This window comes from Acidithrix sp. C25 (genome assembly GCF_904848545.2).
The window spans coordinates 344,779-368,041 of the sequence record NZ_CAJHCI020000006.1 but is presented as its reverse complement, the minus strand read 5'-3'; the positions used below and the strand labels follow the sequence as shown (position 1 = coordinate 368,041).

The following is a 23,263-nucleotide window of genomic DNA, read 5'->3' as shown; positions in this document are numbered from 1 at the left end:
GCAACGATATGGCGCCAATTCGAAAACTTCTCATCGCAAACCGCGGCGAAATCGCCTCCCGTATTATTGCCACCGCACGACGGATGGACATCGCCACCGTAGCGATCTATTCCGACTCAGACGCCGATGCGCCCTATGTCAAAGAGGCCGACGAGGCGGTTGCCCTGGCGGGCAACGCACCATCGCAGACCTACTTACGCGACGATCTCATTATCGCTGCGGCATTAAGAACCGGCTGCGACGCAATTCACCCTGGCTATGGCTTTCTCTCAGAAAATGCCCCATTTGCATCGGCCTGCGCCAAAGCAGGGTTGATCTTTGTCGGTCCTGCGCCTAATGTCATTGCCTCGATGGGATCTAAGATTCTCGCCAAAGAACTCATGGCTGCAGCTGGAGTTCCGGTCCTAAGTGGAATCACCATCGCCGACGACGAAGAGCTCAAAAGTGATATTGGAGACGAAGCTGGCCGAACAGTTGGCTATCCCCTCTTGGTAAAAGCAGCTTTTGGTGGGGGTGGACGTGGGATGCGCGCGGTCAATAACCCCAACGAACTCATCCATGCCATCGCCTCGGCACGGCGTGAAGCAGAATCCGCATTTGGCAATGGTACGGTATTTCTGGAACATTACGTGGAGTCTCCTCGCCACATCGAAGTACAGATCTTTGCTGATACCCATGGCAATGCTGTGCACCTCTTCGAGCGAGAGTGCTCGATCCAGAGGCGATATCAAAAGATCATTGAGGAGGCACCATCGATGGCGGTAACCGATGATCTTCGCGCTGAATTAGGTGCCGCCGCAGTAAAAGCAGCGCAAGCAATTGGATATGTCGGTGCGGGGACGGTTGAGTTCGTTATGGGCACCGATGGAAAGTTCTTCTTCCTCGAGGTGAACACCCGCCTTCAGGTGGAGCACCCCGTAACCGAAGCAATAACCAGCCTTGACCTCGTGGCGTTGCAACTCGGCGTAGCAGAGGGCATCGCCCTGCCCCCAGCGGTCCTCAATGCCTCTATTCGTGGCTGGGCCATAGAAGCCCGCCTCTATGCCGAGGACGTCACCGCCGGATTCCTCCCTTCCAGCGGGACACTGGTGAAATTTGAAATTCCCACCTTCGCAGGGTTGAGGGTAGACTCCGGGGTGGCCGAGGGATCCAAAGTGGATATCCACTACGACCCGATGCTCGCTAAGGTTATCGCCTATGGGTCAACCAGAGATGAGGCACGTCGCCTTCTTGCCCGAGCGCTATCTAAAGCCAAAATTCACGGCGTAATCAGCAACCGCGACCTCCTAGTGGCCATCCTACGCGAAGATGACTTTGCTGGCGGGGCTATTGACACCGGATATTTGGTACGCCACAATCCGATCGAGCTCATCGCCTCCACCCATAGCCCCGAGATAATCGCAATACATTGTCTAGCGGCATCTTTGGCTGACCAAGCTACAAGACGAAGGGATGCCAAAGTCCAAATAAGCCTCCCCTCGGGTTGGCGCAACGTTCAAAATGGCCCTCAGCGACAGCGCTGGGCGATCGGAAACCAAGAACTCGAGGTCTCATATCGCTTTGGCCGAAACGGTCTCCAAGCTCAAGTAGACGACTCCTCCTTTGGCGAAATAGTCCTCTTTTGCGCCAGCGCGACCCAGGTGGATCTGGCAATCGCAGGAGTGCGCCACCGCATCGAGATCCATCGAGTCGGACAAACCTGCTACGTCGATAGCGCATTAGGTACTTGTGCCCTAGTGGAAGTACCTCGCTTTCCCGAGCCCGATTCGCGGGACGCTCCGGGATCCTTGTTGGCACCGATGCCTGGAGTTGTACTTCGGGTTCTGGCCGCCATTGGACAAGAGGTCCCCGCTGGAGCCCCAATCGTAGTGCTCGAAGCGATGAAGATGGAACACACCGTGCGTGCACCAGCCGCCGGCACCATCCAGGCCCTGCACATAAAAAGCGGACAAGCCGTTGATGTAGGTTTCGTGCTCGCGGTAATGGAGGGGGGCCAGTGAACGATACAGTCACCTATCAACTTAGGGGCGAAGTCGCCTGGCTTACCATCAACCGCCCCCAAGCGCGCAATGCTCTAAATAAAGCGGTCCGCGAGGGCCTATTCGAGGGGTTCCACCACTTCAACGACGATAAGAGCGCCCGCGTGTTGGTACTCACCGGCGCCGGCGACAAGGCCTTTTGTGCTGGCGGAGACCTAGTGGAGATGGCCCAGACCGCACTTGAGATTCCACCGGTCGACTTCGTCCCCCAGCTAGGGCGAAATATCCATACCGACAAAGTCACCATTGCAGCGGTAAATGGCATCGCTTATGCGGGAGGATTTCTACTCGCTCAAAACTGCGATCTGATCGTTGCAGCCAAAACCGCTAGGTTCGCCATCACTGAAGTCAAAGTGGGACGCGGTTCGCCTTGGGCGGCGCCGCTATCAGGGATAATACCTCAAAAGGTAGCGATGGAGATCCTGGTTACAGGAGAGCCCATCGACGCACTCCGAGCTTATCAACTCGGCCTCATCAACAAAGTCGTCCCCGCTAAAGATCTAGTCGAGGCCACCCAGAGGCTCGCTGAAACTATCGCCGCCAATGCTCCGCTATCGGTAATCGCAGCAAAGAAGACAGCGCGGCTAATTTCCGAGATGCCCCTAACACAAGCGTTCGCGGAGGCTGAACGCATCTGGGCTCCCGTCTATCTCAGTAGCGATGCGCAAGAGGGACCTCGCGCATTCCAAGAAAAGCGCCAACCGAATTGGAGTGGAAAATAATGGCTATTGACATGAGCAACCTACTTGATGATCTCGTCGCCGAAACTAAAGTGGTAGTAGCGATGCTCGCTCCACTGGAGGATTCCGCCTGGGAGTTACCGACCCCTGCTTCTGGTTGGGCAATCCGAGACCAGGTGAGCCACCTCGCCTACTTCGACGAGGCAGCGCTATTGTCGTTAGATGACCCTGAGAAGTTTCAAAGTGACGCTGGTGCGCTTAGCGCCTACGGAGACTCCTTTCCCGATGAGGTGGCAAAGAAATACCACGACGTCACTCCAGCCAAGCTCCTAGAATGGCTAAAGCAAGCCCGTTCCGACCTTGTTAGCGCTTTCACTGGAATCGATGCTCGCCAGCGTCTAAAGTGGTACGGTCCGGATATGAGCGCCGCAAGTTCTCTCACCGCTCGCCTCATGGAGACTTGGGCCCATGGCGTCGACATTGCCGATACGTTGGCGCTTCAGATCGTTCCAACAAATCGTTTGCGCCACATCGCCCATCTCGGCTTTAACACCCGAGAGTTTTCCTACACGCTTCGAAACCTCCAAATACCAAAAGAAGCCGTGCGAGTAGAACTTGGCGCTCCTGATGGTTCCATTTGGAACTTCGGCCCGCAAGAGGCAAAAGAAGTGGTGGTAGCAAGTGCTCTGGATTTTTGTCTCGTGGTCACCCAGCGCCGCAACATTAGTGAAACCAAGATCACCACCAGTGGCCCAATCTCCTCGGAGTGGATGCACATCGCCCAGGCCTATGCCGGTGCTGTGGGACCAGGGCGAGAGACTCAAGCATCCCTCGCAGACCAAGGAGGATCCAAATGACCCAAAAGCGCGCAGTTCGCATCGGAAACTGCTCAGGCTTCTACGGAGATCGCCTCATAGCTGCCAAGGAGATGGTCGAAGGTGGCCCGATTGACTTTCTCACCGGAGACTATCTCGCGGAACTCACCATGGCAATTCTATGGAAGGCGCGCCAGAAAGATCCGCGCGCCGGCTACGCCAGAACCTTTCTCACACAAATGGAACAGGTCCTTGGTAGCTGTGTCGATCGCGGCATCAAGGTGGTAAGCAATGCAGGTGGCCTCAATCCGGCGGCATTGGCCGAAGAGATTCGCACACTTTCTGAGCGTCTCGGAATCAGCGTCAATGTCGCCTATATCACCGGAGACGACATCATCGCTTCGATCCCTCACTTTCTCGAATCGGGATACGACCTTGCCAACTTAGACGCCGGACTTACCCTAAAAGAGGCCAATGTCGCTCCGATCACCGCAAATGCCTATCTCGGGGCTTGGGGAATCGTCGAGGCGCTAAAGGGCGGTGCCGAAATAGTGATCTGCGGGAGAGTCACGGATGCATCCTTAGTGGTGGGACCCGCCGCCTACTGGCATGGTTGGCGCCGCGACGACTATGACGCACTTAGCGGTGCGGTTGTAGCTGGCCACATTATCGAATGCGGACCTCAGGCTACAGGAGGCAACTATGCATTCATGGACGAAATCACTGATCGTCGCTATCCTGGTTTTCCAATCGCTCAAGTCGCCCACGATGGCACCTCGGTGATCACCAAGCACCAAGATACCGGGGGATTGGTCTCGGTGGGAACGATCACCGCACAACTGCTCTATGAGATCGCAGAACCCCAGTATCTCAATCCCGATGTCATCGCCCATTTTGACACCATCAACCTCGCGCAACTCGACACTAACCAAGTGCTCGTCACTGGGACCCGCGGAAGTGCCCCCACACAAAACCTCAAAGTAGCTCTTAATTATTTTGGTGGCTACCGCAACACCATGACCATGGTACTCACCGGCCTTCACATAGAAGAAAAGGCCGCCTGGGCCACCGAAGAGCTCTTTGGAATCCTCGGTGGCCCAGAGCAATTCGACGAAGTGGATGTACAGCTGATTCGATTTGAACGAGAAGACGCCCTTTTCAATGAGCTGGCCACAGCGCACCTACGCATCACCCTCAAAGACCCAGACCCCACAAAAGTTGGCCGGTCATTTTCTAATGGGGTACTTGAACTAGCTCTAGGTGGCTATCCAGGATTTCATACCACTTCCCCACCCACGTCAGAGAGTGCATATGTTATCTATTGGCCAACTTTGATCCCAGCATCATTGGTTACCCACACCGCGGTGCTCCAAGATGGCTCTAGCCTCACCATAGCGGGGCCACCACAATCAAACCAACCTAAGGCCGACCTTATTCACACGGCCACCTTTGACTTTCCCAAAGTTGCCCCAAAGCCAGCGCGCCTCGTCCCCTTGGGTTGCCTCTGCGGAGCACGCTCGGGAGATAAAGGGGGCAATGCCAACGTGGGAATCTGGGCGCGCGACGCTCAGGCCTTTGGGTGGCTCTTTGACTACCTAGATGTAGATCAATTTAGAAAGCTCCTTCCCGAAGCCAAAGATTTAGAAATCCGCCGCTTCGATTTACCCAATCTCTATGCCATCAACTTCGTGGTGATCGGTCTCCTCGGTGAAGGCGTTGCCTCTTCAACACGCCTTGATCCCCAAGCCAAAGGGCTCGGCGAGTACATTCGATCACGATATGTCGAGGTTCCCATCCAACTCTTAGCAAAAGAGTCCAGCGATGGATGACCAATCTTCAATTGCATGCCAGATCACACTAAATAGCCTCTTTAGTCGAAGCTTTCGCATCTTTTCGAAACGACGGGCAATTACCTCTGAAAGTGCGGCTTATACCTATGGCGAACTCGCTGAGCGGTCCCATAGACTGGCTAGCTCTCTCTATTGTCTTGGAATATCAAAAGGTGATAAGGTAGCGATACTTTCTGAGACCCGGAGCGAATACGTCGAGACCTATTGCGCACTTTCGTCCCTTGGCGTCATCGCCTTGACGATCAATATCCGCTTTCACCCCGACGAGATCGCCTACTGCTTGTCAACTGGCGCTCCCAAGGCGATAATCGTCTCTGGCGCACTAATCCCTTCACTTTTAGGGTTTATTGATTCAAATGAAACCACCTTGGTGATCACTTACGACGGGCCAACAAAGGGATATCTTGACTATGAAAGCATGATTGCGCAAGAGAATCCCCCACCGCCGGCAATTGAGATTACGTCATCTGATATTTACAACGTTCTCTATACCAGTGGTACCACCGGACGGCCCAAAGGAGCCATGATCAGCCAGGGGGCAGCCGCAATACGAGCGATGCGCTTGGCACAGTGGTTTTCTCTGACCCCAGACGATGGCTTTGTAGGTTGGCTACCTCTCTTTCATTGCGGTGGAGACGAATCTCTATATGCCACCCTCCAAAGTGGTGGAACCTATGCCACCTTAAGAAAAGCAGACGCCCGAATGATGTTTAAGGTAATAGAGCGCGACCGGCTCACCTGGACCTTGCTCCTACCCGGGGTGATCACCGACTTTTTACACGACCCTTCCCGTAGTGACTTCGATCTATCGAGTTTGCGCTTTGCGATCGGCTATGCCAATATGATGCCCAACATCGTCACCGAATTAACCGCCTCAGCGAATATAGACTTCTACGATGCCTTCGGGCAGACCGAAGCGAGCTATCTCATTGCGCATGGACTATCTGGTCCTGGCGAAACACCTAGCATGAACAAGATTCCCGCTCCTCTTATGGAGATTCGAATCGCAAATGACGATCTAAGCGAAACACCAGTGGGAGTCCCCGGAGAGTGCCTAGTGCGAGGACCCTCGGTTATGAGCGGGTATATGAATGACCCTGTGGCCACCGCCGAAGCTTTCTCTGGTGGCTGGCTCCACACCGGCGATATTCTGGTTCGAAATGGTGACGGCAGCCTTACCTTTGTGGATCGCAAAAAATACTTGATCAAGAGCGGTGGGGAAAACATCTACCCTGCCGAAGTCGAGCAGGTCATTGCTTCAATGGTTGAGGTAGAGGAGGTGTGCGTCTTTGGAATTACCAACGAACATTGGGGCGAGGCCGTCAGCGCAGTTGTGGTACTTAGGCCCGGCGCGTCACTCACCAAGGAGGAGATCACAAACTGGTGCAAAGAACGTCTCGGGGGATACAAGCGTCCGCGTGAGATAACTTTCATGCGCGCCGAGGATCTTCCTCGCTCCACCACCGGCAAACTTCAACGCCACCTCCTTAGCGAACTCACCAAAAGAGATGAAACCCTAAAGTGACCATGGTCGGAAATAACAATAACAACTCAAGGGTGAATTTTGCCCACATATATCGCCTCCAAATGGCCTACCTGGGGAAATTAAAGCTCAACAATTAAGGCTGTGTGGACAAGAGGATGACTAAAAGAGGAAACCAGATGGATTTTACCGAAAATGAAGAACACGTAGCGCTCAGGGTCGCGGTCGCCGCGATCTGTGACGACTTTGGAGCGGAATACTACCAGAGTCACGCGGAATCGCGCACCCCAACTACCGAACTATGGCGAGCCCTTGGGGACCACGGTTATATTGGCATCAATCTCCCCGAACAATACGGCGGGGGCGGTGCTGGACTCGTCGAACTAACCATGGTCTGTCAAGAAAGCGCTGCGCGCGGAACTCCACTGCTACTTCTCCTTGTTTCAAGCGCAATATCCGGCGAGGTGATCGCCACTTACGGCACCCAAAGCCAGCGCGAGAGATGGCTTCCTAAGCTCGCCTCGGGTGAATCCAAGATCGTCTTTGCCATAACTGAGCCATCAGCAGGTTCCAATACCCATCGACTCTCGACCTTCGCCCACCGTGTTGGTGATAGTGATAGCTGGAGTATTAGCGGTGAAAAATACTACATCTCTGGCGTCGACGAAGCGGATGCGATTTTAGTAGTTGCACGAACCTCACCTCCGAACGAAAAGGCACGCCTCTCGCTCTTTATCGTCGACAGCGATGCGCCTGGACTTTCAAAAATTCCACTGCCAGTCTCGGTTACGTTGCCAGAACGCCAATTCACTTTGCACTTTGACAATGTCAAAGTATCTGCCGACCGTCTTGTCGGAACCGAGGGCGACGGCTTCAAGCAAGTCTTTCAGGGTCTCAACCCCGAGCGAATTACCGGCGCTGGGCTCTGTGTCGGGATCGGGCGCTATTGCCTAGAACGCGCCGCGCAATACGCTAACGTTCGGGTGGTATGGGATACCCCGATTGGTGCACACCAAGGAGTATCCCACGCCCTCGCCAAGGCCAAGATCGAAGTAGAACTAGCTGCCCTGATGACGACAAAGGCGGCCTGGCTTCACGACAACCACCTTCCCGCAGGAGAGGCCGCCAATATGGCAAAGTATGCCGCAGCAGAGGCGGCACTTTCGGCCATCGATGCCGCAATACAGACCCATGGTGGCAATGGTTTAGCCACCGAGTACGGCCTCGTTCCTTACTGGGGATTGGCCCGTCTCCTTCGCATCGCCCCGGTCAATCGAGAGATGATTCTCAATTTCGTCGCTCAGCATTCTCTCGGGCTTCCCCGCTCATATTAGAAAGAAGGCACCAACATGACAACCTCTCCACTCTTTGACAACTTAATCCATCGCATCAATATCGGCGACAGCCTCACCCGAAGCGCTTATCGCTATCCCAATGCCTTAGCAGTCGTCGATCGCAATCTACGACTTAATTACCAAGACTTCAACGCCTGGGTGAACCGCATGGCAAATGCACTGATGGCCAAGGGTTACCAAGGTGGTGACGCCCTGGCACTGGCATCTGCAAATAGCGTGGAGTTCTTAGTCACTTATTATGCATGTGCCAAGGTAGGAATCGTCTGCGTGCCAATCAACCTCGGGTGGCGGCCCGAAGAGGTTGCATATGTGCTCGATCACTCAGGTGCGCGGGGGATTGTTATAGAAACCCAGCTTATGAAAGCCATTGCTCCAGCGATTGCAACCTCGGCCAAGATCCAAGATCTTATCATTGCTCAAGGAACTCATGCCGCCCATAGCGATTCCATTTCAGGATTGACAGGAATAGACTTTGTGGCTTTTTCAGCCGACACAAACCCAAGCGAGCCCGAAGCACTCATAGCCGACCGCGACGCTCTCACATATCTATACACAAGCGGGACAACCTCTTTTCCCAAAGGTGTGATCGGAAACCATGCCGCCATCTACTTAGAGTCGATGACGATGGCCTTAGAAGGACGCTTCGCAGCCGATGACCGTTTCGTGGCCATGATGCCGATGTTTCATACCGCACAGCTCAATTGTCACTGCACCCCAGCGATAATGGTGGGCGCCACGATCTACATCGAGAGAGGATTTGATGCAAAGGGGCTTCTCGATCTTATCGAAACTGACCATATCACTCAGATCTTTGGCCTTCCGATGATGTATCGAGCGATGCTTGACCAAGCCGATATCGCCACCCGCGATCTCTCCAGCTTACGCCGCGCCCTCTACGCCATGGCTCCAATGCCCGAGGCACAACTGAAAAAGTGTATCGAAGTATTTGGCTGTGGCTTCTATCTACTCTTTGGACAGACGGAGATGAGCCCCACTACGACGATCTTTCGTCCCGAACACCAACTCACCCATAATGGCGCAGTGGGAACCCCAGTAGTTAACGTCTGGGTGAGAATCATGGACGAAGCCGGCAATTTCCTCCCCCAAGGCTCCCAAGGTGAGATCGTCTATCGAGGGCCTCATACCATGACTGGATACCTACACAACACAGAGGCTACCGACGCAGCTTTTAAAGGCGGCTGGTTCCACTCCGGCGATGTCGGCCACTTTGATAGCGATGGAATCTTATGGTTTGCTGACCGCAACAAGGACGTGATAAAGACTGGAGGTGAAAACGTCGCCTCGATAGAGGTGGAAAAAGCTATCTATGCTGCCGATCCTAACATCGCTGAAGCCGTTGTAGTAGGTCTCAGCCACCAGCGCTGGAGCGAAGCGGTAACGGCAGTGGTAGTGCCCCTTCCAGGGACCACTATCGACAAAGACGCCGTGATTGCCAAGGTCAAGACGATCATCGATCCCTACAAAGCGCCTAAAGCGATAATCGTGGTTGATGCATTACCTAAGACCTCGACCGGCAAGATCCAAAAGAACCTCGTCCGCCAAGAGTTCAGCCACTTCTATAATCCACCCCAAGATTAAATACCCAAGGAGAAAACCATGACTGTCCCCGGCGAGACTCCCTTGCGTACCAGGGATCCCGCGCGCAAGGAAAAGATCCTCGAAGCTGCTGCAGAACTGGTCTCAGCCAGCGGCTTTCACGCAGTATCAATGGCCGATATCGGTCTTGAGGCAGGCATCACCGGTTCAGGTATTTACCGCCACTTTGAGAGCAAGTCGGCGATCCTAGTGGCTCTCTTCGATCGCTTTATCGACCGCCTCCTTCGAGACGAGCAACGCACTCTTGAGGAAGCTTCTGACATCAAAGTCGCCCTCGCAGGTCTCATAGAAGGGCAGGTCGAATTCGTAGTGCGAGACCGCGCAATCGCGCAGGTCTATCACAACGAAATTCGTAGCCTTCCTGACGACGATCAAATAAGGCTACGCCGAAAACAGCGATTATATGTTGAAGAATGGGTGCACCTGCTCCGTGAAGTGCGAAGTGAGCTTGATGATGCCACCGCTCGTACACTGACGCACGCTGCTATCGCTGCTATCCAGTCGCCCTTATTTCACAACGTCGGGCTACCGAAAGATCGTCTAAAAGAAACACTGACAACCGCAGCGATGGCCGTCCTTGACCTTACCTAGCCTTCGTAGCTATGGAAAAGTCTGCTGTGTTGTTCTCTGGATAATTCGCCTGGCAGTAGCAAATATTCATGCTCCACGACATCTTTCTCGACGCCTCTGGGTCAATTTTCAATTCTTGCAGAGTCACAAATCTCCGATTCAAAAGTCGCTGAATCTAATTGTTGAAACACCATGGAAATCGTATTGATAAATCAATCCAAAATGAATGAAGTGGAGGCAAAAAGGGCACTAGTTCAGCGTCTCTAGCGGGTCTTGATAATAAAACATCAAAGCGTACAACTTTGACTCTCTGAACAGGGTCTCAAGCTCAGCCTTAAAGCCCAACCACTTTCGAGTCGGCCCGTCTACCTTCGATATTTTAAGAATCCGATGATTCCGCCTATAACCAACACGGCTGCGACGATAAGCCAAATCCACGGATTCCATTCTTGAATGCGCCGGGCTAGATGTCGAAGTGGCTTTGCACACCATTTCTGGTCCCTGACGATTTAGCCACGCAATATATACAAGCACACCACCCGCCCCGCTTAAAGCTCCAAAGGCAGCACCACCTCGACCAGCCGGCCAGATAGCCAGGGCGATAGTTCCAATAGCTGCACCAAAAAGGGCCACGGTCGCAAAGATGGTAAAGGTGCAACCAAGGCGCCGAGCGCAAGCACACCGACTACTACCCATCCCACAAAGGAAACCGCGCGCGACTTTTCGTATGACGTAAACGCCAAAGTCACTATATACCCAAGTGGACAGGGCTCGGTGTATTGCGATTCTCTTTTGCCGGGAGGGTGCAAGAACTCCAACCGAGATTGTGAAAGTAGCTAACCAAAGGGTAGCTGTTCGTGGGTCAGCGAGATGAGAAAAGTAGCTAACACATCACTAAAATCTCAAATCATGCACCATCTAGCCCTGAGCCAGATAACGCCTAAGCCCACAAAGCTATCCTCTCCGGCTAACTCCACGGATCTGCCCAGCCTATCCATATCAGTTCACATTTCGGTTCCGAACTGTCGGCGGTAATTGCCATCGTCAACTGGGTTCCCTAGTCGCGATGTAGTCGCGGGCCGCACGTTATGGGCCGTATTGAAAGTGTAAAAGAGCAAGCTCACCACCTCGCTGGTAGGAAGTACCGCAGCGGTCCTAGTTATTACAACCCCTAACCAGTAGGATACAATTCGCCAAAAGGGTCGACTTCAAAATACTGTGCGCTGGTTAGGGATCATCATCGATAAATGAGCAGCCGGCGCAGTCAATCAACTCGGCTCGCATGCCCTTTGGGTAATCTTTTACCTGGCCCTACAGCTTCAATTTAGCCCTCCTTGTATACGAACTTGTTTTTCCAACGTCAAAGATCCTAAAAACCCGAGAGATTCTAAAAATTCTAAAGACAGAATGCGACAATCACTAGAAACCAAAATTTGCCGGCACTTGAAATTCCCGTCAAACTACCACATCAAATGGCCATCCAACCTCCTTTTGAACCCATCAAACTAGCAAAGCGGCCCTGTGCACAAGTGCCCAGTTTCCCTGCTTTGCGAACTCTTTTTAGTCCGAGATAACGCTCCTTATTAAAGTTGGAATAGAAGCTACAAGACACCAGTCCGGTATGAAAGAAAAACAAACACCCAAGAAACACTTGCGCCAATAGGTTTGCTAGATAGAGTTATTCCAGGCTCCAATCTTGAGTCTTACCCCTACCAAACACATCCAAACAAAGGCATCACGGCCCTGAATCCCAAAGGATCGGTCTCCGATCTTTAGCTGAAATTTAATTAATTCCTGTTTCTAAAAAGGACAAATAAACATGAAACATAGCCCTTAGGTTGAATCACCGCTTACACAACCTACTGACTGTGAAATGGGGACCTTTGATTGACTCAAAAAGCATCTCAAATCTACTTTAACGAGCTCTCTATCATTCGATAAACATAGAAAGACAACGACTTGGAGAGACACTATTACGCACAGATAGAGCGCCATAACCAACTATCGCCCGGTCGTGAATTTAGCATTTAAGATACAGTCACCTCTGTTTGAGGTTCGATTATCTTCTAGCGCTGACCGCTACGGCGATTTGAGAGATTGTAGAGACGACGGCGATAAGTTGAGCAAATGCAATGACACCGACAATACCTAGAATCTCAAGAAAAATGGGTAGCGCTAAGTAGACGTGCTCAGGGGTTGCTGGTGATAGAGGTGCTTCGGAAAGATATAGACCGATGGCAGCTCCTACGACGCCAAGTTGACATATCGCCGACCAAGTGAACACGAACATAAGATCACTGAAATGGGAAAATGAACCATTTGTTAGCCCACGTGACGCCCAATCTTCCCTTGCTTTCTCAGATGGAACGGTGAGAGCCACAACTGCTCCGGTTAGGCAAGCTCCGAAGGATATGGAGGCGAAAATTAATGCGGTTGCGGCAAGATTGGAGGTTATGTCTCGCATGTCAGCCATGTGTGGAATTTCCATCGCAGCCGAACCCCCTACGATTATCGCGATGATAAACGCGGGAAACGATATCAATCTATGGCGTCTTTGCCATACTTGACAAGACCAAAAATTGTTTTGATTGCTCGTCCGTTTATTTATACTTCTCATAAAGCGCGTTTCAGAATATCTCGGGATGAATCGCTATCTAGCAACGGGCTCAAAGCTAACTAGAAAATGTTTGACTTCCCGGACGAGATTACTTCGTCGCTCCTCTTGGCTGGAATCTTCCTCAATAGATATTGCCTTGCGCTCATGATAGCTATTTGAAGATAAAGTACTTTCACGGCCGTCGACCGCCTTAAAGCCAACGACTCTCGCACTCTTAAGTGGCCCAATCTTATTGAGTAAGAGCTCCTTGATATCGTAGACGATTCCTCTATCCATTGATAACCACCTACCACGGGGTGCCGACATCTTTATTTCCACGGAATGAGCGTTCGAAAGCTCGGCCAAGTCGGTTATCTCATTGGCATTATCAGTCCAATTAAAGTTCGGGCGTGACATCATTAACGACACTGCCCGAATTCGAACATAGCGCTGTAGTTCCTGGTAGAAAGATTCCGAAATAACCGGATTAAGGTCAATAATAAGGTCGGAATCAAATCCACTTACCCTACCCAAAGTCTGGAGAAAAGAACTAATTTGGAGAGAATCAAGACCATTACGATGTTTTTCAATGGCAACAAACCTACTGTCTGGATCAACAAAAAGAGATGATTCTTTTATGAGGGATCTAAAGGGCGATTGGAGATCTGCTCGATCGAGCAGAATCTCCTGGTGGAATCGTAACTCCCAGATATTGTCCCTTGGGTAGATGTCGCCACTAACGGCTAAGGTTTCGTTAGGATTACCGTCGAAAAAATATTGAAATGAGGAAGAATTTAGCCCAAGGCCCCTTATTAGCGCGGAATAGTCAATAACGTCACCGCTGTGATTCCGTCCATGGATAGAGTAAGCGTAAAGAACGTGATCATCAATCGGCATTCCGGAACCTCCTACGACAATTCCTTGAATGAAAAGGTAACACAACTAAGACATTGCCTAAAATGCAAAGAGAACTACCAAACAATATTTATATCAGGTCATGTTGCTCTATTTCCATAAAGGTTCATATTTAATTGATCTCTTCCCCAAGTTTTTACAGACCGGCCACTCTAAACAATTAGCTCTATTGACATATACACGGATCAACTAACCCTCTCATAGGCAAGCTTTAGCTCAATCGGACCGCATGAAAGCATTACCGAGCCAAGCGTTGATTTTGCCGCGTAAAGACCTTAGCTTCTAACAATGGCCGATCGAGTTTTATTATTTCGACCCTCGACCCCTTTTTCGGCGACAGCCTTTTTCAAGATATAGGGTTCAATTCCAACCATAACTTCCTCTTTGTATGTTCGAATTGTCTTTGACAATGAGACAAAGCTAGCTATTTCTGATCGTGGAGTATGAGCACTCTATTACTAGTAGTACATCCCAGCGATCCAAGAACTCGAGCTATATCATCCATTGATAGTGCGTTGGCGAATATCCCTTTTGGGGACTTCTTCATCTCGTAGGACTTTAGGAGTATTGCAGCGGTTCACTTTACATGAAGAAAGAGTCTCATTTTGGCGTTATCTTAAGTCTCATAGGATTTTTCTAGCAATGCCACGTCGCCTGGCAACAAGCTAGCGCGGTCAGAGCCTTGATTCGTATCAACAAAGCAGTCGCTGAACCCACTTAGGGCATCCTGTTAGCGCGATGGGCGTCTTTATGCAAAGCTTGATAGAAGAAGCACGATGGAAGAAGCGCTCACTTCGGGTCTGGCTAAATTGCTTAGGTCAAAGAGAACTACTTTACGACCGCTGCAGATCGAAACAAATAACTCGCCACGTCGTAGTCCCGATAGCTATTCCGCAGATTCGGTGTGACGTCGTAGTTCGATCTTACACGCGGCGACTTTCGGGAGATGAATCTCGAAATCGGTCAGCTCAAGGCCCTGTAATTTGGATAGGATTCCTTCTATAATTCCTATATGCAGCCCACATACTGTCTTGCCGGCGAGATTGACCGCTGATTCAAGTGGGCACTTATTGAGGACGACGGCAGCAAAATCTCGATTATTTACGAGAGTTACCGAAAACTCCCACCCAATCATCGCCTCATGGATTACCCGAACAGGGTCGGAATACTTCGGCGCTAATTCGGTCGCAAGTCGGACGCCTTCCTTTCTCCCGATAGTCCTAACGGAACTTTGTGTAGTCATGGCTTCAATTAGAAGTAATGACAGACGCTCGTACGCCTTCGTCGGGCCCCTTTTGGCTTCCGCCGACGCTTCGTATAGCAGGCGAGGTCTGCCACGCCCCTTGGGCGGTTCACGATATTCGTCGATGAGTCCCGATCGACGGAGAATCTCAAGGTGATGGCGAATTCCGGTGTGGTTGAGTCGGGTGAATTCGGTCAGTTCGGAAACTGAGACAGGTTCGGCCGATTTAAGCAGGTGCTCGAAGATCCGATACCGGGTCGGGTCTCCTAGGGCCACCGCCCTACTCCGCAACTCATCACCGGGCCCGAAGACCGGTGAAAGTGCCAATTTTCCCCCGGGAAGCTCAGAAACAGTATCTGCCATTTGTTACTCCACCTAGCGTGCACACCATATTAAACCCACCCCACCAAGACAACTTAGTCCGGAACCATAGCTGTTTTTAAAGCCGTGCGGGATCAACACTGATCCTCTTGATCTCGAGATTGTTGACCAGGCGAAATGGTGATCTTCACTATCCATTCTTCGGGGCCACCTTTTAGATAATCCCAATCGAAAACCTTGTCATACTCCGCCTTGAGCTGGTAGTAGAGCGGCTTGGGATCGTGGTCGTTTACGAGGACAAACTCATCGCCATCCGCCAAGGCTTCAAAGCGGGAAATTACCTCTGCATGTCTATCGATCGGAGCGAGGGGTCGTAAGTCGACCGGCTGCGAGTCCGCTTCATGGCCGTCGGGCCTCTTGAGGTCCAGGCCTCCTCGATCAACGTCGGAATGATCAAGACGAGATATTGAGTGCATCGTAGCCTCCATCGCTTTGGCCTGCTTTGCAAATTCGCCGCTTCGATAGAGCTCAACCCATGCCCGAGACAGAAGGGTCGCCGCTAATCGTGGCTCGCCAGACTTGGCTAAGGCCTTGGAAAGGTCAATGACAACACCACTCAACGAAGGGACCAAGAGATCAAGGTTTGGGTCACCATTAGCCAAGCTTTGTAATCTCCATCGTGAATGTCCTATCGTCAACCCGGGCGATTGTGCACCTATAGCTGTTGGGCCAAAGAGCGTCGATCTGATAGAAGAGTGGTTTGGGGTTGTGGTCGTTTAATACCGTAATTGCGTCACCGCTCTTTATGGATTGTATCTTCGAAAAGACGACGTCGTGGCGGGCTCTTGGTGGCAGTGGCCGCAGATCGATCGTTGAGATAACTGGAGTGCTCTTTGACTTGACGAACTCCCGCTGGATCTCAGAGAGTACCTGGGAAACCTCGTCATCTGCGACCGAAGATAGAACCTGCGGCAAGATAAAGAGGTTCTCTTTCTGGGCATGTATCGAAAATACCTCGCTGATCACCAGCGCGACAGCTGCCTGTTCCGATCCAGAAAGGGTCTCGAACTCATCGATCTTTGCCCGTAGGTAGCGGTGTTCGAAAAGCATCGTCTCAACCACATCCGCCAGGCCAACTTTTTGCGCTCGAAGGTAGACGCTGGTCTCTTCTGCTTGTGCGTGGGGAAGGATATCGCTTCTCAAATAACTGGAGAAGTCATTCGCCAACAGCGAGTGGGCCTCGGGCGATGCCCCTTTTGCCATGGAATTCGCTAATGCTGAGAGCCTCTGTGCCATCTCGGCGTGGTGAGCTTCGATAGCGCTCAGCACTCGTTGTGCTTCGGTCGGCTTGTTCCCCAATGCCACTGGAATATATGCACCATTGGACTCTAAATTCTCAACATGGTCGCTCACTTCGTCTCCTTTTTATTATACTCTGCAATAGAAATATAATAGGCTTCGGCATAAGTGAGGTAACACAATCGTGAATGGCGTTCCAATTGATTCTCCGGGTCCGGCTAGCAACTACTCCCATTCAAACCTTGGCATGCCTAAGAGCGTCCCACCACCACGGCTGCCCCTTGGTTTCTTTTCTATTGCCGCACTTGCGCTTTTCACAGATGGAATCCTCGGGATCTTTCTCGGCTCAAGGGTAGTTGACAATCCAATGGGTCACTTGGCAATAGGAATGACCCACATGTTCATGCTGGGCGTGGCGTCGATGGCGGTCCTTGGTGCGATGCACCAGTTCATCCCGGTCATTTCGGGACAGAAGCTCAGACACCCCCAACTCTCCTACTGGGGCGGCGGACTCTTCGCAGCGGGTTCGATCGGTCTTGCAACCAGCTTCCTCCTCGAGATAAACCCAATGGTCGTCGCCTCAGGCATACTTGCGGTGATTGGTGTCATTTTGCTCGTGATCAACCTCTCCAAACCACTTATGGTAAGAGGGAAGGGAATCTCGATTACCGGCGCCCGGATATCTTCGATAATGCTCGTCGCTGTGGCCTGCTTTGGCATCACCTACGCAGTGGACCGCAATGCTCACGAGAGCTTTTTCGCTTTGTCTCCGAATTTGGTCATTGCGCATGCCCATATCGGCATCCTGGGCTGGCTAGGCATAAGCTACGTTGCCGTATCTGAAAAGCTCTGGCCGATGTTTATGCTCTCTCATCGAAAGTCAAACAGATCGAGCCAGATAGCGATTTGGGGGCTTGCAATTGGAGTGACCATCTTCGTGATTGGAATGCTCGCATCGAGTACTTTGATCGCAACAGCCGCGGGGGTAATTATCGTAATTGCCCTTTGTTCACACCTATATACCCTGGCGAGAGTAGTATCCGGGAGACGGCGCAAGTTGGAGCTACTTCAGGGATACGTCGTCGTCTCGGCGATATTCCTAGTTGGAGCCATCGGCTTCGCTATCGCTTCCGTTCTGTCTAAGCCGGGCTCACAGTTGCGGACGCAACTTGCAGCTGCTGAGATAGTATCCCTCGGCGCCTGGATCGCACTTGCGGTTATCGGTCACGCTCACAAGGTCGTACCATTTATCACCTGGGGGACTCTGCGTGCTTCGGGGGTAAAGTTCACCCGCAATAACAAACCCTTGGTCTTCTCCGACCTGCTAAATCCATCGGTGGCCAGGGCCAGCTTTGTCATAGTGACATCGGGTTTCACATTTATCATCGTCGGCTTGGCGACTATGACTGGGGTGTTATTCTCCATCGGGTCTGCGGCGCTAGCCCTGGCCGCTATATCGGTATCATTGAACCTAGCGATTAGGCCGTCTCGAATGCTCTCACACTTCGGTGATGCGAGTCAATCAGAAGCCGGTTGACGTCGAAGATCCATCAGCATCAACCTCGAGTTATTCTTATCGGCGAAGGCCAAGTGCCTTGGCGCTTACCGGGTCGATCATCTCTACACCCCATGGAGGACTCCACACCAACTTGACTTCTACTTCAGTACTACAGCAACGCTCTAGTACCTCCTGAACTTGGATCGGCATCGATTCGGAGACCGGGCAGCCCACTGTTGTCAAGGTCATGTCGCACTCGAGCCGGTCTTCTACGAACTCCATCCTGTAGATCAAACCCAATGCAACAATATCTAACGCTAATTCTGGATCGATAACCCCTCGAAGCGCCGACCATGCCAGATCAAGGATCTCTTTTTTAGCCGTTTCCTCCACCATTCTCTACCCCACATTTCCAGTTTGAGTGCCCAAAACTGTTTCTTTGTATCTTCCCAATTTCATCATTGCGTACTACTAGTCCCGATGAAAAGTGACGGAGAAGTGTTCCGGAGAGAATTCCGTAACTTGGTAGGTGAATCCCTGGCCGGAAAGTACGCCTTCTAAGGGGACAGGTTCAAACGGCGCGATTACCACGAGGTCCTGACCTTCTTCTAAGGCGGCGACGCCCTGCATAATCGCGTCGAACGGTTCTTGCCCTCCAGCCAGCATTGCCCTGACGTCGAGTACCAAATCGGCCTTTCCACATCCATTGTCAGTCACCACTTCCTCACCTTCCAATCAATCACCAGTAGTCTCGGCTACTATTTATTCTATTCTAAGCTAGATATAATAGTGGCCGGGCGACCAAGGCCGAGGCAAAGTCCTTAAATATCCATCAAAGCTGCCCCGGCTTAACCAGACTGGCACTCGCACTCCCGCGTCGGAATCTTAGCCCATCTTTCGCAGAATTCCCGAAAAATCGCCCCAATTGGCCCCTTTTGAGTTGATTTTTGAGGATTTTCGGCTTGGGTGATTTATAGATTTCCTGGTAGATGGGTATTAGGTCTTTTTGGGTCGCGAATGTAGTGTCCTAATTTTTGAGTAGTTTTGATTATGACTTGCATTAGCTCTGACATGGTGCTATTGTCTTGTTGTGTTTATCCGTGAAACTCCAACAGTTAATAAAAAGACCGGCGTTAGCTACAGTAAGTACCAACTCGTTGAGTCCTACCGCTGTGAAAAAGGTCCCCGTCAACGTATAGTAATGACCTTGACCGAACTGGACCTGGATAAGTCATTGTGGCCAGCTCTGGCCAATGCAATTGCCAATGCTATTACCTGGGACTCTCTGGAGTAACCTCACTCTTTGAATCAGATCCTATTATTGCCAGATACGCAGATCTAGCAATCACTAAGTATGCAATTCGTTCCGAAGTTGCAGCCGCTAAAGAAACAAGAGCTACTGAGGCTGACCTTGAGATGGTAGATCTCTCTAGTGCTAAGACTATCAATAGTAGAAGTATCGGTCCAGAACTCATAGGAAACTCATTCTATGAAGCTCTTAGCTTCGATAAGATCCTAGAGAGTGCAGGTCTATCGGGTGAATCTCTTGGCATTGCCAAGGCAACGATAATAGCTCGTCTTATTCATCCTGGATCTGATCGAAAGACCTATTCGTATATCAACTCCAACTCTTCACTACCTGAGATATGTGGTATCGATCTCTCTAAGTTTCACAAGGATAAGGTCTATGCAATTGCAGATAAGCTCTATGACGCTAAAGGCGTCATAGAGCCAGCACTCTATAGAGCTAGCTCTGATCTCTTTAGGACGAATACCAGGCTCTTTCTCTTTGATCTAACTAACACCTACTTCGAAGGTTCTACTAAGGGGAACTCCCTAGCTAAACATGGACATTCCAAAGAGAAGCGTTTTGATTGCACATTAGTTTCTCTGGCACTACTTGTTGATCACCGGGGACTACCCATCTACTCAGAGATACATGAGGGCAATACCTCTGAGCCTAGAACTCTCATTAGCGTACTTGATGCCTTGGAGTCTCTATCGGATGGATCTCTCTTTGGGGATGTTGTTCCTACCATTGTGATGGATAGGGGAATTGCTACCAAGGCAAACCTAGAACTTCTCATTAAGCGCAATCTCAACTACGTAGTAATTGAGAGAGCTAACAAAAAGAGTCTCTATCGAAGCCATTTCATGGAGATGGAAGGCTTCACCGAGATCTACGATGCCCAAGGATCCCCAGTACTGGTGAAAAAGCTCCAAGTGGAACCACAAAAGCCACAAGGGCGAGTGAGAACACAAGTACAAGGACAAGTGCAAACGCTAGAAGAAGACACCGGCACTGACGACAATAGCAGTAATGGTGCCACCAGCAAGAATACCGGCGACAGCAGCAGCAAGGGCGACAGCAGCACCGACACCAAAATCATCAAGAGCGACAGCAGCACCGACACTGACGACTATATCCGTAATGGTGCCACCGGCAACAATATCAGCGACAGCACCGACACTGATACTAACGCCACCTCCATCTCCTCCTCTTCCACCTCCATCTCCTCCTCTTCCTCCAACAACAACACCACAACCGTGGTGTTGTGTCGTTCTTTGGGGAGATCCAAGAAGGAATCAGCGATCTCTAGTCAAGCTAACGAGAGATTCTTAGTAGATATCACTTCGTTGAATACCTCAATCACAAAGGGTTCTATATCTAAGACCACAGTTGTCTCAGAGCGTATCGGACGCATCAAGGCCAAGTACCCAAGTATTGCTTCCAAATACGAGATATCCCTTGAATATCATCAAGACCATGGCAAGATCATCAAAAAGAGACGCTTTGACAAAGTAATCAATCTCACTATTACAGAAAAACCCACTAAAGCCAAAGATGATAATCTCCAAGGAGCCTACGTCATAGACACCAGCCATAGCGAGCTAGATGCAGGTGAGATCTGGAATATCTATACGACTCTCACTAAAGTAGAAGATGCCTTTAGATCCCTCAAGAGTGATCTTGGACTTCGACCGGTCTATCATCAACTAGCTAGCCGAACTGCTGCTCACCTCTTCATCTCAGTACTTGCCTATCACCTCCTTAGTGCTATTGAGCTGACCTTGAGGCAAAATAACGATAAGAGAAGATGGTCAACCATTAAAGAGCAACTCAACAGTCACCGCCGAGCCACCATAGTTCTTACATCAGATAAAGGCGTTGTCTATCACATCCGCACTAGTGGTGTTTCTGAGCCGGTTCACAAAGAGATCTACCGTCTCTTAGGAGTTAGTGATCCCCTTAAACGGATAAAGACCATTGCGACGCATTTGTAGTGTCCCAACGTAAGACCACATACTCAACTAGCTGGGAGAATAGGTTGATTGTCGAGTGGCGGGGAGGAACTTCCCCTCCCCGCTCTCACAGAACCGTGCGTGAACCTCTCAATTCACACGGCTCCTAGCGAACCGACTTTTGGTATTACCCCAAATGACCAGTGAGCCCAAAGATTGGGTTCACGTTCGGCTATTTGAGATAGGTATTTCCAAGCATTTGCTCGTATGCTAAGTCGCCTGTACTTTTTGCGTGCCCATCTAATCAAATAGATATTGATACGTCGGAGGAGTTGGCCTAATCTGGATTTGTAGAAGCGTCCATAGTAGTTGATCCAGCCTAAGATCACCGGGTTGTAAAGCCTGGCGAGTTCGGCTATGGTTTGGCCTGTTTGGAGGTGAATACGAAACCGCCTAAGTTCTCTGCCCATTTCTTCTACCGCTTTATCTGAAGCCGCTGGCAGGAAGTTGTTAAACTGCTGCTTGAACTTATTGCGGGCGTAGCGTGGTGCAAAGGTAAATCCTAGAAAGTCAAAGCGTATTTGTTCGAACTCTCCTTTACGGTTGGAGTCCTTACAATAGACGATTTTGGTCTTTTGTGGATGTAACTCCAACTTGACCTGCGTCATTCTCTGACCTATAGCCTCTAGGATCTCTTCGGCTCGTTTCTTTGTTTCCACATGTACCAAAAGGTCATCCGCGTATCGTTCAAACGGGGCATAGGGTAAGTTCTTTACCATCCATTTGTCAAAAGCGTAATGTAAGAACAGATTCGCCAAAATCGGAGAAATCACCCCGCCTTGGGGTAATCCTTGCTCTCGATCTATTAGTTGTCCATCTTTGTTTTGCATTGGAGCTTTCAACCAACGTTTGATGTAGAGAATTATCCATGGCTCTGATACGTGCATAGAGACAGCTTTTAGCAGCAGTTCATGATCTATTGTGTCGAAGAAGGCCTTGATATCTAGATCAATGACCCAATCGTACTTCCAACATCTCTTGCGTGCTTTTTCAATGGCATCATGGGCTGAGCGATTCGGCCTGTAACCATAGGAGTCTTCGTGGAAGACCTCTTCCAATCTTGGCTCTATGTAGGCTTTAGCTACCCCTTGGGCGATGCGATCTTTGACGGTTGGAATACCTAGGATTCTTTTACCGCCATCTGACTTGTCTATCTCGACATATCTAGTTGCCGCTGGAAAATAACTTCCAGAAGCCATTCGATTCCAGAGTTGGTAGAGATTGTTCTTTAGATCCATCTCAAAGACTGAGATGGACTGCTTATCAATCCCTGGTGCTCCTCGATTGGCTTTTGCCTCTTTGTATGCTTTAAGTACGACGTACTTGTCGATATCAAAAGCTTTTTCTTGTCGTGGTCTTGACATTTGATCCCTCCCCCTCAACTTTTACCTTGAGAAGTTGTTCATTTGCCAATTACAACTAGATCTGCTGTTTACTCCATCTCTTTGGCTTACATCCTCATTACAAGGACTTCGTAGCTACTACGGGATGGTCCGCCCCCAATCCATAGGCATTTGGTACTTTCCCTCTTGTTGATCTGCAACTTGTAGGTTTTTCCTCATCTTTGGGCTTAGCCCATGTGGGCTTAGCCAAGAACGTCTAGGACTGGGTTCTCATGTTCCACATAAACGCCTGATGTTAAGCTCACGCCACCTACACGCCGGATGCCCAAGGAGCAC

At 50.7% G+C, this 23,263-nt stretch carries 19 protein-coding genes; 11 read left to right on the top strand and 8 right to left on the bottom strand.

Going from position 1 to position 23,263, the window contains the following annotated elements:
- Positions 1–8 precede the first annotated feature (8 nt).
- The 8 genes from ACIDITHRIX25_RS70840 (at position 9) to ACIDITHRIX25_RS70805 (ending at position 10,430) form a co-directional block, all read left to right on the top strand.
- Positions 9–2,000: an acetyl/propionyl/methylcrotonyl-CoA carboxylase subunit alpha gene (locus tag ACIDITHRIX25_RS70840; protein ID WP_201732355.1), complete on the top strand. Its 1,992-nt coding sequence runs from the start codon at positions 9–11 to the stop codon at positions 1,998–2,000.
- Positions 1,997–2,761 (top strand): enoyl-CoA hydratase/isomerase family protein, encoded by a 765-nt coding sequence (locus ACIDITHRIX25_RS70835; protein ID WP_052606223.1) that lies wholly within the window; start codon positions 1,997–1,999, stop codon positions 2,759–2,761. Before ACIDITHRIX25_RS70840 ends, ACIDITHRIX25_RS70835 begins: the two co-directional genes overlap by 4 nt.
- A complete protein-coding gene (locus tag ACIDITHRIX25_RS70830; protein ID WP_052606222.1) occupies positions 2,761–3,576 on the top strand; it encodes a TIGR03084 family metal-binding protein in 816 nt (271 codons plus the stop codon). The genes ACIDITHRIX25_RS70835 and ACIDITHRIX25_RS70830 overlap by 1 nt, the downstream gene beginning before the upstream one ends.
- Positions 3,573–5,363 carry an acyclic terpene utilization AtuA family protein gene (locus ACIDITHRIX25_RS70825; RefSeq protein ID WP_201732354.1) on the top strand — a complete coding sequence of 597 codons (1,791 nt, stop codon included), beginning with the start codon at positions 3,573–3,575 and terminating at the stop codon, positions 5,361–5,363. The genes ACIDITHRIX25_RS70830 and ACIDITHRIX25_RS70825 overlap by 4 nt, the downstream gene beginning before the upstream one ends.
- Entirely contained in the window at positions 5,356–6,909 is a 1,554-nt protein-coding gene (locus ACIDITHRIX25_RS70820; protein WP_201732353.1) for a class I adenylate-forming enzyme family protein, read from the top strand. The genes ACIDITHRIX25_RS70825 and ACIDITHRIX25_RS70820 overlap by 8 nt, the downstream gene beginning before the upstream one ends.
- A gap of 137 nt (positions 6,910–7,046) precedes the next feature.
- Positions 7,047–8,201 carry an acyl-CoA dehydrogenase family protein gene (locus ACIDITHRIX25_RS70815; RefSeq protein ID WP_201732352.1) on the top strand — a complete coding sequence of 385 codons (1,155 nt, stop codon included), beginning with the start codon at positions 7,047–7,049 and terminating at the stop codon, positions 8,199–8,201.
- Between the two features lie 15 nt (positions 8,202–8,216).
- Positions 8,217–9,821, top strand: a complete 1,605-nt coding sequence (locus tag ACIDITHRIX25_RS70810; RefSeq protein ID WP_201732351.1) for an AMP-binding protein — start codon at positions 8,217–8,219, stop codon at positions 9,819–9,821.
- Between the two features lie 18 nt (positions 9,822–9,839).
- Positions 9,840–10,430, top strand: a complete 591-nt coding sequence (locus tag ACIDITHRIX25_RS70805) for a TetR/AcrR family transcriptional regulator (protein WP_052606217.1) — start codon at positions 9,840–9,842, stop codon at positions 10,428–10,430.
- Positions 10,431–12,468: 2,038 nt separating this feature from the next.
- Here the strand turns inward: ACIDITHRIX25_RS70805 and ACIDITHRIX25_RS70800 are convergent.
- The 5 genes from ACIDITHRIX25_RS70800 to ACIDITHRIX25_RS70780 all read right to left on the bottom strand — a co-directional run bounded on the left by ACIDITHRIX25_RS70800 (position 12,469) and on the right by ACIDITHRIX25_RS70780 (position 16,897).
- Positions 12,469–12,897, bottom strand: coding sequence for a hypothetical protein (locus ACIDITHRIX25_RS70800; protein WP_201732350.1), 429 nt, complete (start codon positions 12,895–12,897; stop codon positions 12,469–12,471).
- Between the two features lie 162 nt (positions 12,898–13,059).
- Positions 13,060–13,902, bottom strand: coding sequence for a hypothetical protein (locus tag ACIDITHRIX25_RS70795; RefSeq protein ID WP_201732349.1), 843 nt, complete (start codon positions 13,900–13,902; stop codon positions 13,060–13,062).
- A 904-nt stretch (positions 13,903–14,806) separates the two neighbouring features.
- A complete protein-coding gene (locus ACIDITHRIX25_RS70790) occupies positions 14,807–15,526 on the bottom strand; it encodes a helix-turn-helix transcriptional regulator (protein ID WP_201732348.1) in 720 nt (239 codons plus the stop codon).
- 92 nt (positions 15,527–15,618) lie between these two features.
- Complete coding sequence (locus ACIDITHRIX25_RS70785) at positions 15,619–16,146, bottom strand: DUF2249 domain-containing protein (RefSeq protein WP_249685622.1); 528 nt, start codon at positions 16,144–16,146, stop codon at positions 15,619–15,621.
- Positions 16,139–16,897, bottom strand: coding sequence for a DUF2249 domain-containing protein (locus tag ACIDITHRIX25_RS70780; protein WP_052606212.1), 759 nt, complete (start codon positions 16,895–16,897; stop codon positions 16,139–16,141). The genes ACIDITHRIX25_RS70785 and ACIDITHRIX25_RS70780 overlap by 8 nt, the downstream gene beginning before the upstream one ends.
- Before the next feature lie 70 nt (positions 16,898–16,967).
- On the opposite strand from ACIDITHRIX25_RS70780, the gene ACIDITHRIX25_RS70775 reads away from it, so the two are divergent.
- Positions 16,968–18,320 (top strand): hypothetical protein, encoded by a 1,353-nt coding sequence (locus tag ACIDITHRIX25_RS70775; RefSeq protein ID WP_201732347.1) that lies wholly within the window; start codon positions 16,968–16,970, stop codon positions 18,318–18,320.
- A gap of 36 nt (positions 18,321–18,356) precedes the next feature.
- On the opposite strand, the gene ACIDITHRIX25_RS70770 is transcribed toward ACIDITHRIX25_RS70775, so the two are convergent.
- Positions 18,357–18,677 carry a metal-sulfur cluster assembly factor gene (locus ACIDITHRIX25_RS70770; protein ID WP_201732346.1) on the bottom strand — a complete coding sequence of 107 codons (321 nt, stop codon included), beginning with the start codon at positions 18,675–18,677 and terminating at the stop codon, positions 18,357–18,359.
- Between the two features lie 75 nt (positions 18,678–18,752).
- Entirely contained in the window at positions 18,753–19,016 is a 264-nt protein-coding gene (locus ACIDITHRIX25_RS70765) for a DUF2249 domain-containing protein (RefSeq protein ID WP_201732345.1), read from the bottom strand.
- Positions 19,017–19,371: 355 nt separating this feature from the next.
- Between ACIDITHRIX25_RS70765 and ACIDITHRIX25_RS70760 the strand changes: the two genes are divergently transcribed.
- A complete protein-coding gene (locus ACIDITHRIX25_RS70760) occupies positions 19,372–19,575 on the top strand; it encodes an IS1634 family transposase N-terminal domain-related protein (protein WP_201732276.1) in 204 nt (67 codons plus the stop codon).
- Positions 19,518–21,566, top strand: coding sequence for an IS1634 family transposase (locus ACIDITHRIX25_RS70755; protein WP_201732344.1), 2,049 nt, complete (start codon positions 19,518–19,520; stop codon positions 21,564–21,566). Before ACIDITHRIX25_RS70760 ends, ACIDITHRIX25_RS70755 begins: the two co-directional genes overlap by 58 nt.
- 113 nt (positions 21,567–21,679) lie before the next feature.
- Here ACIDITHRIX25_RS70755 and ltrA read toward each other — a convergent pair whose 3' ends face one another.
- Positions 21,680–22,948, bottom strand: a complete 1,269-nt coding sequence (gene ltrA / locus ACIDITHRIX25_RS70750) for a group II intron reverse transcriptase/maturase (RefSeq protein WP_201732343.1) — start codon at positions 22,946–22,948, stop codon at positions 21,680–21,682.
- Positions 22,949–23,263 lie beyond the last annotated feature (315 nt).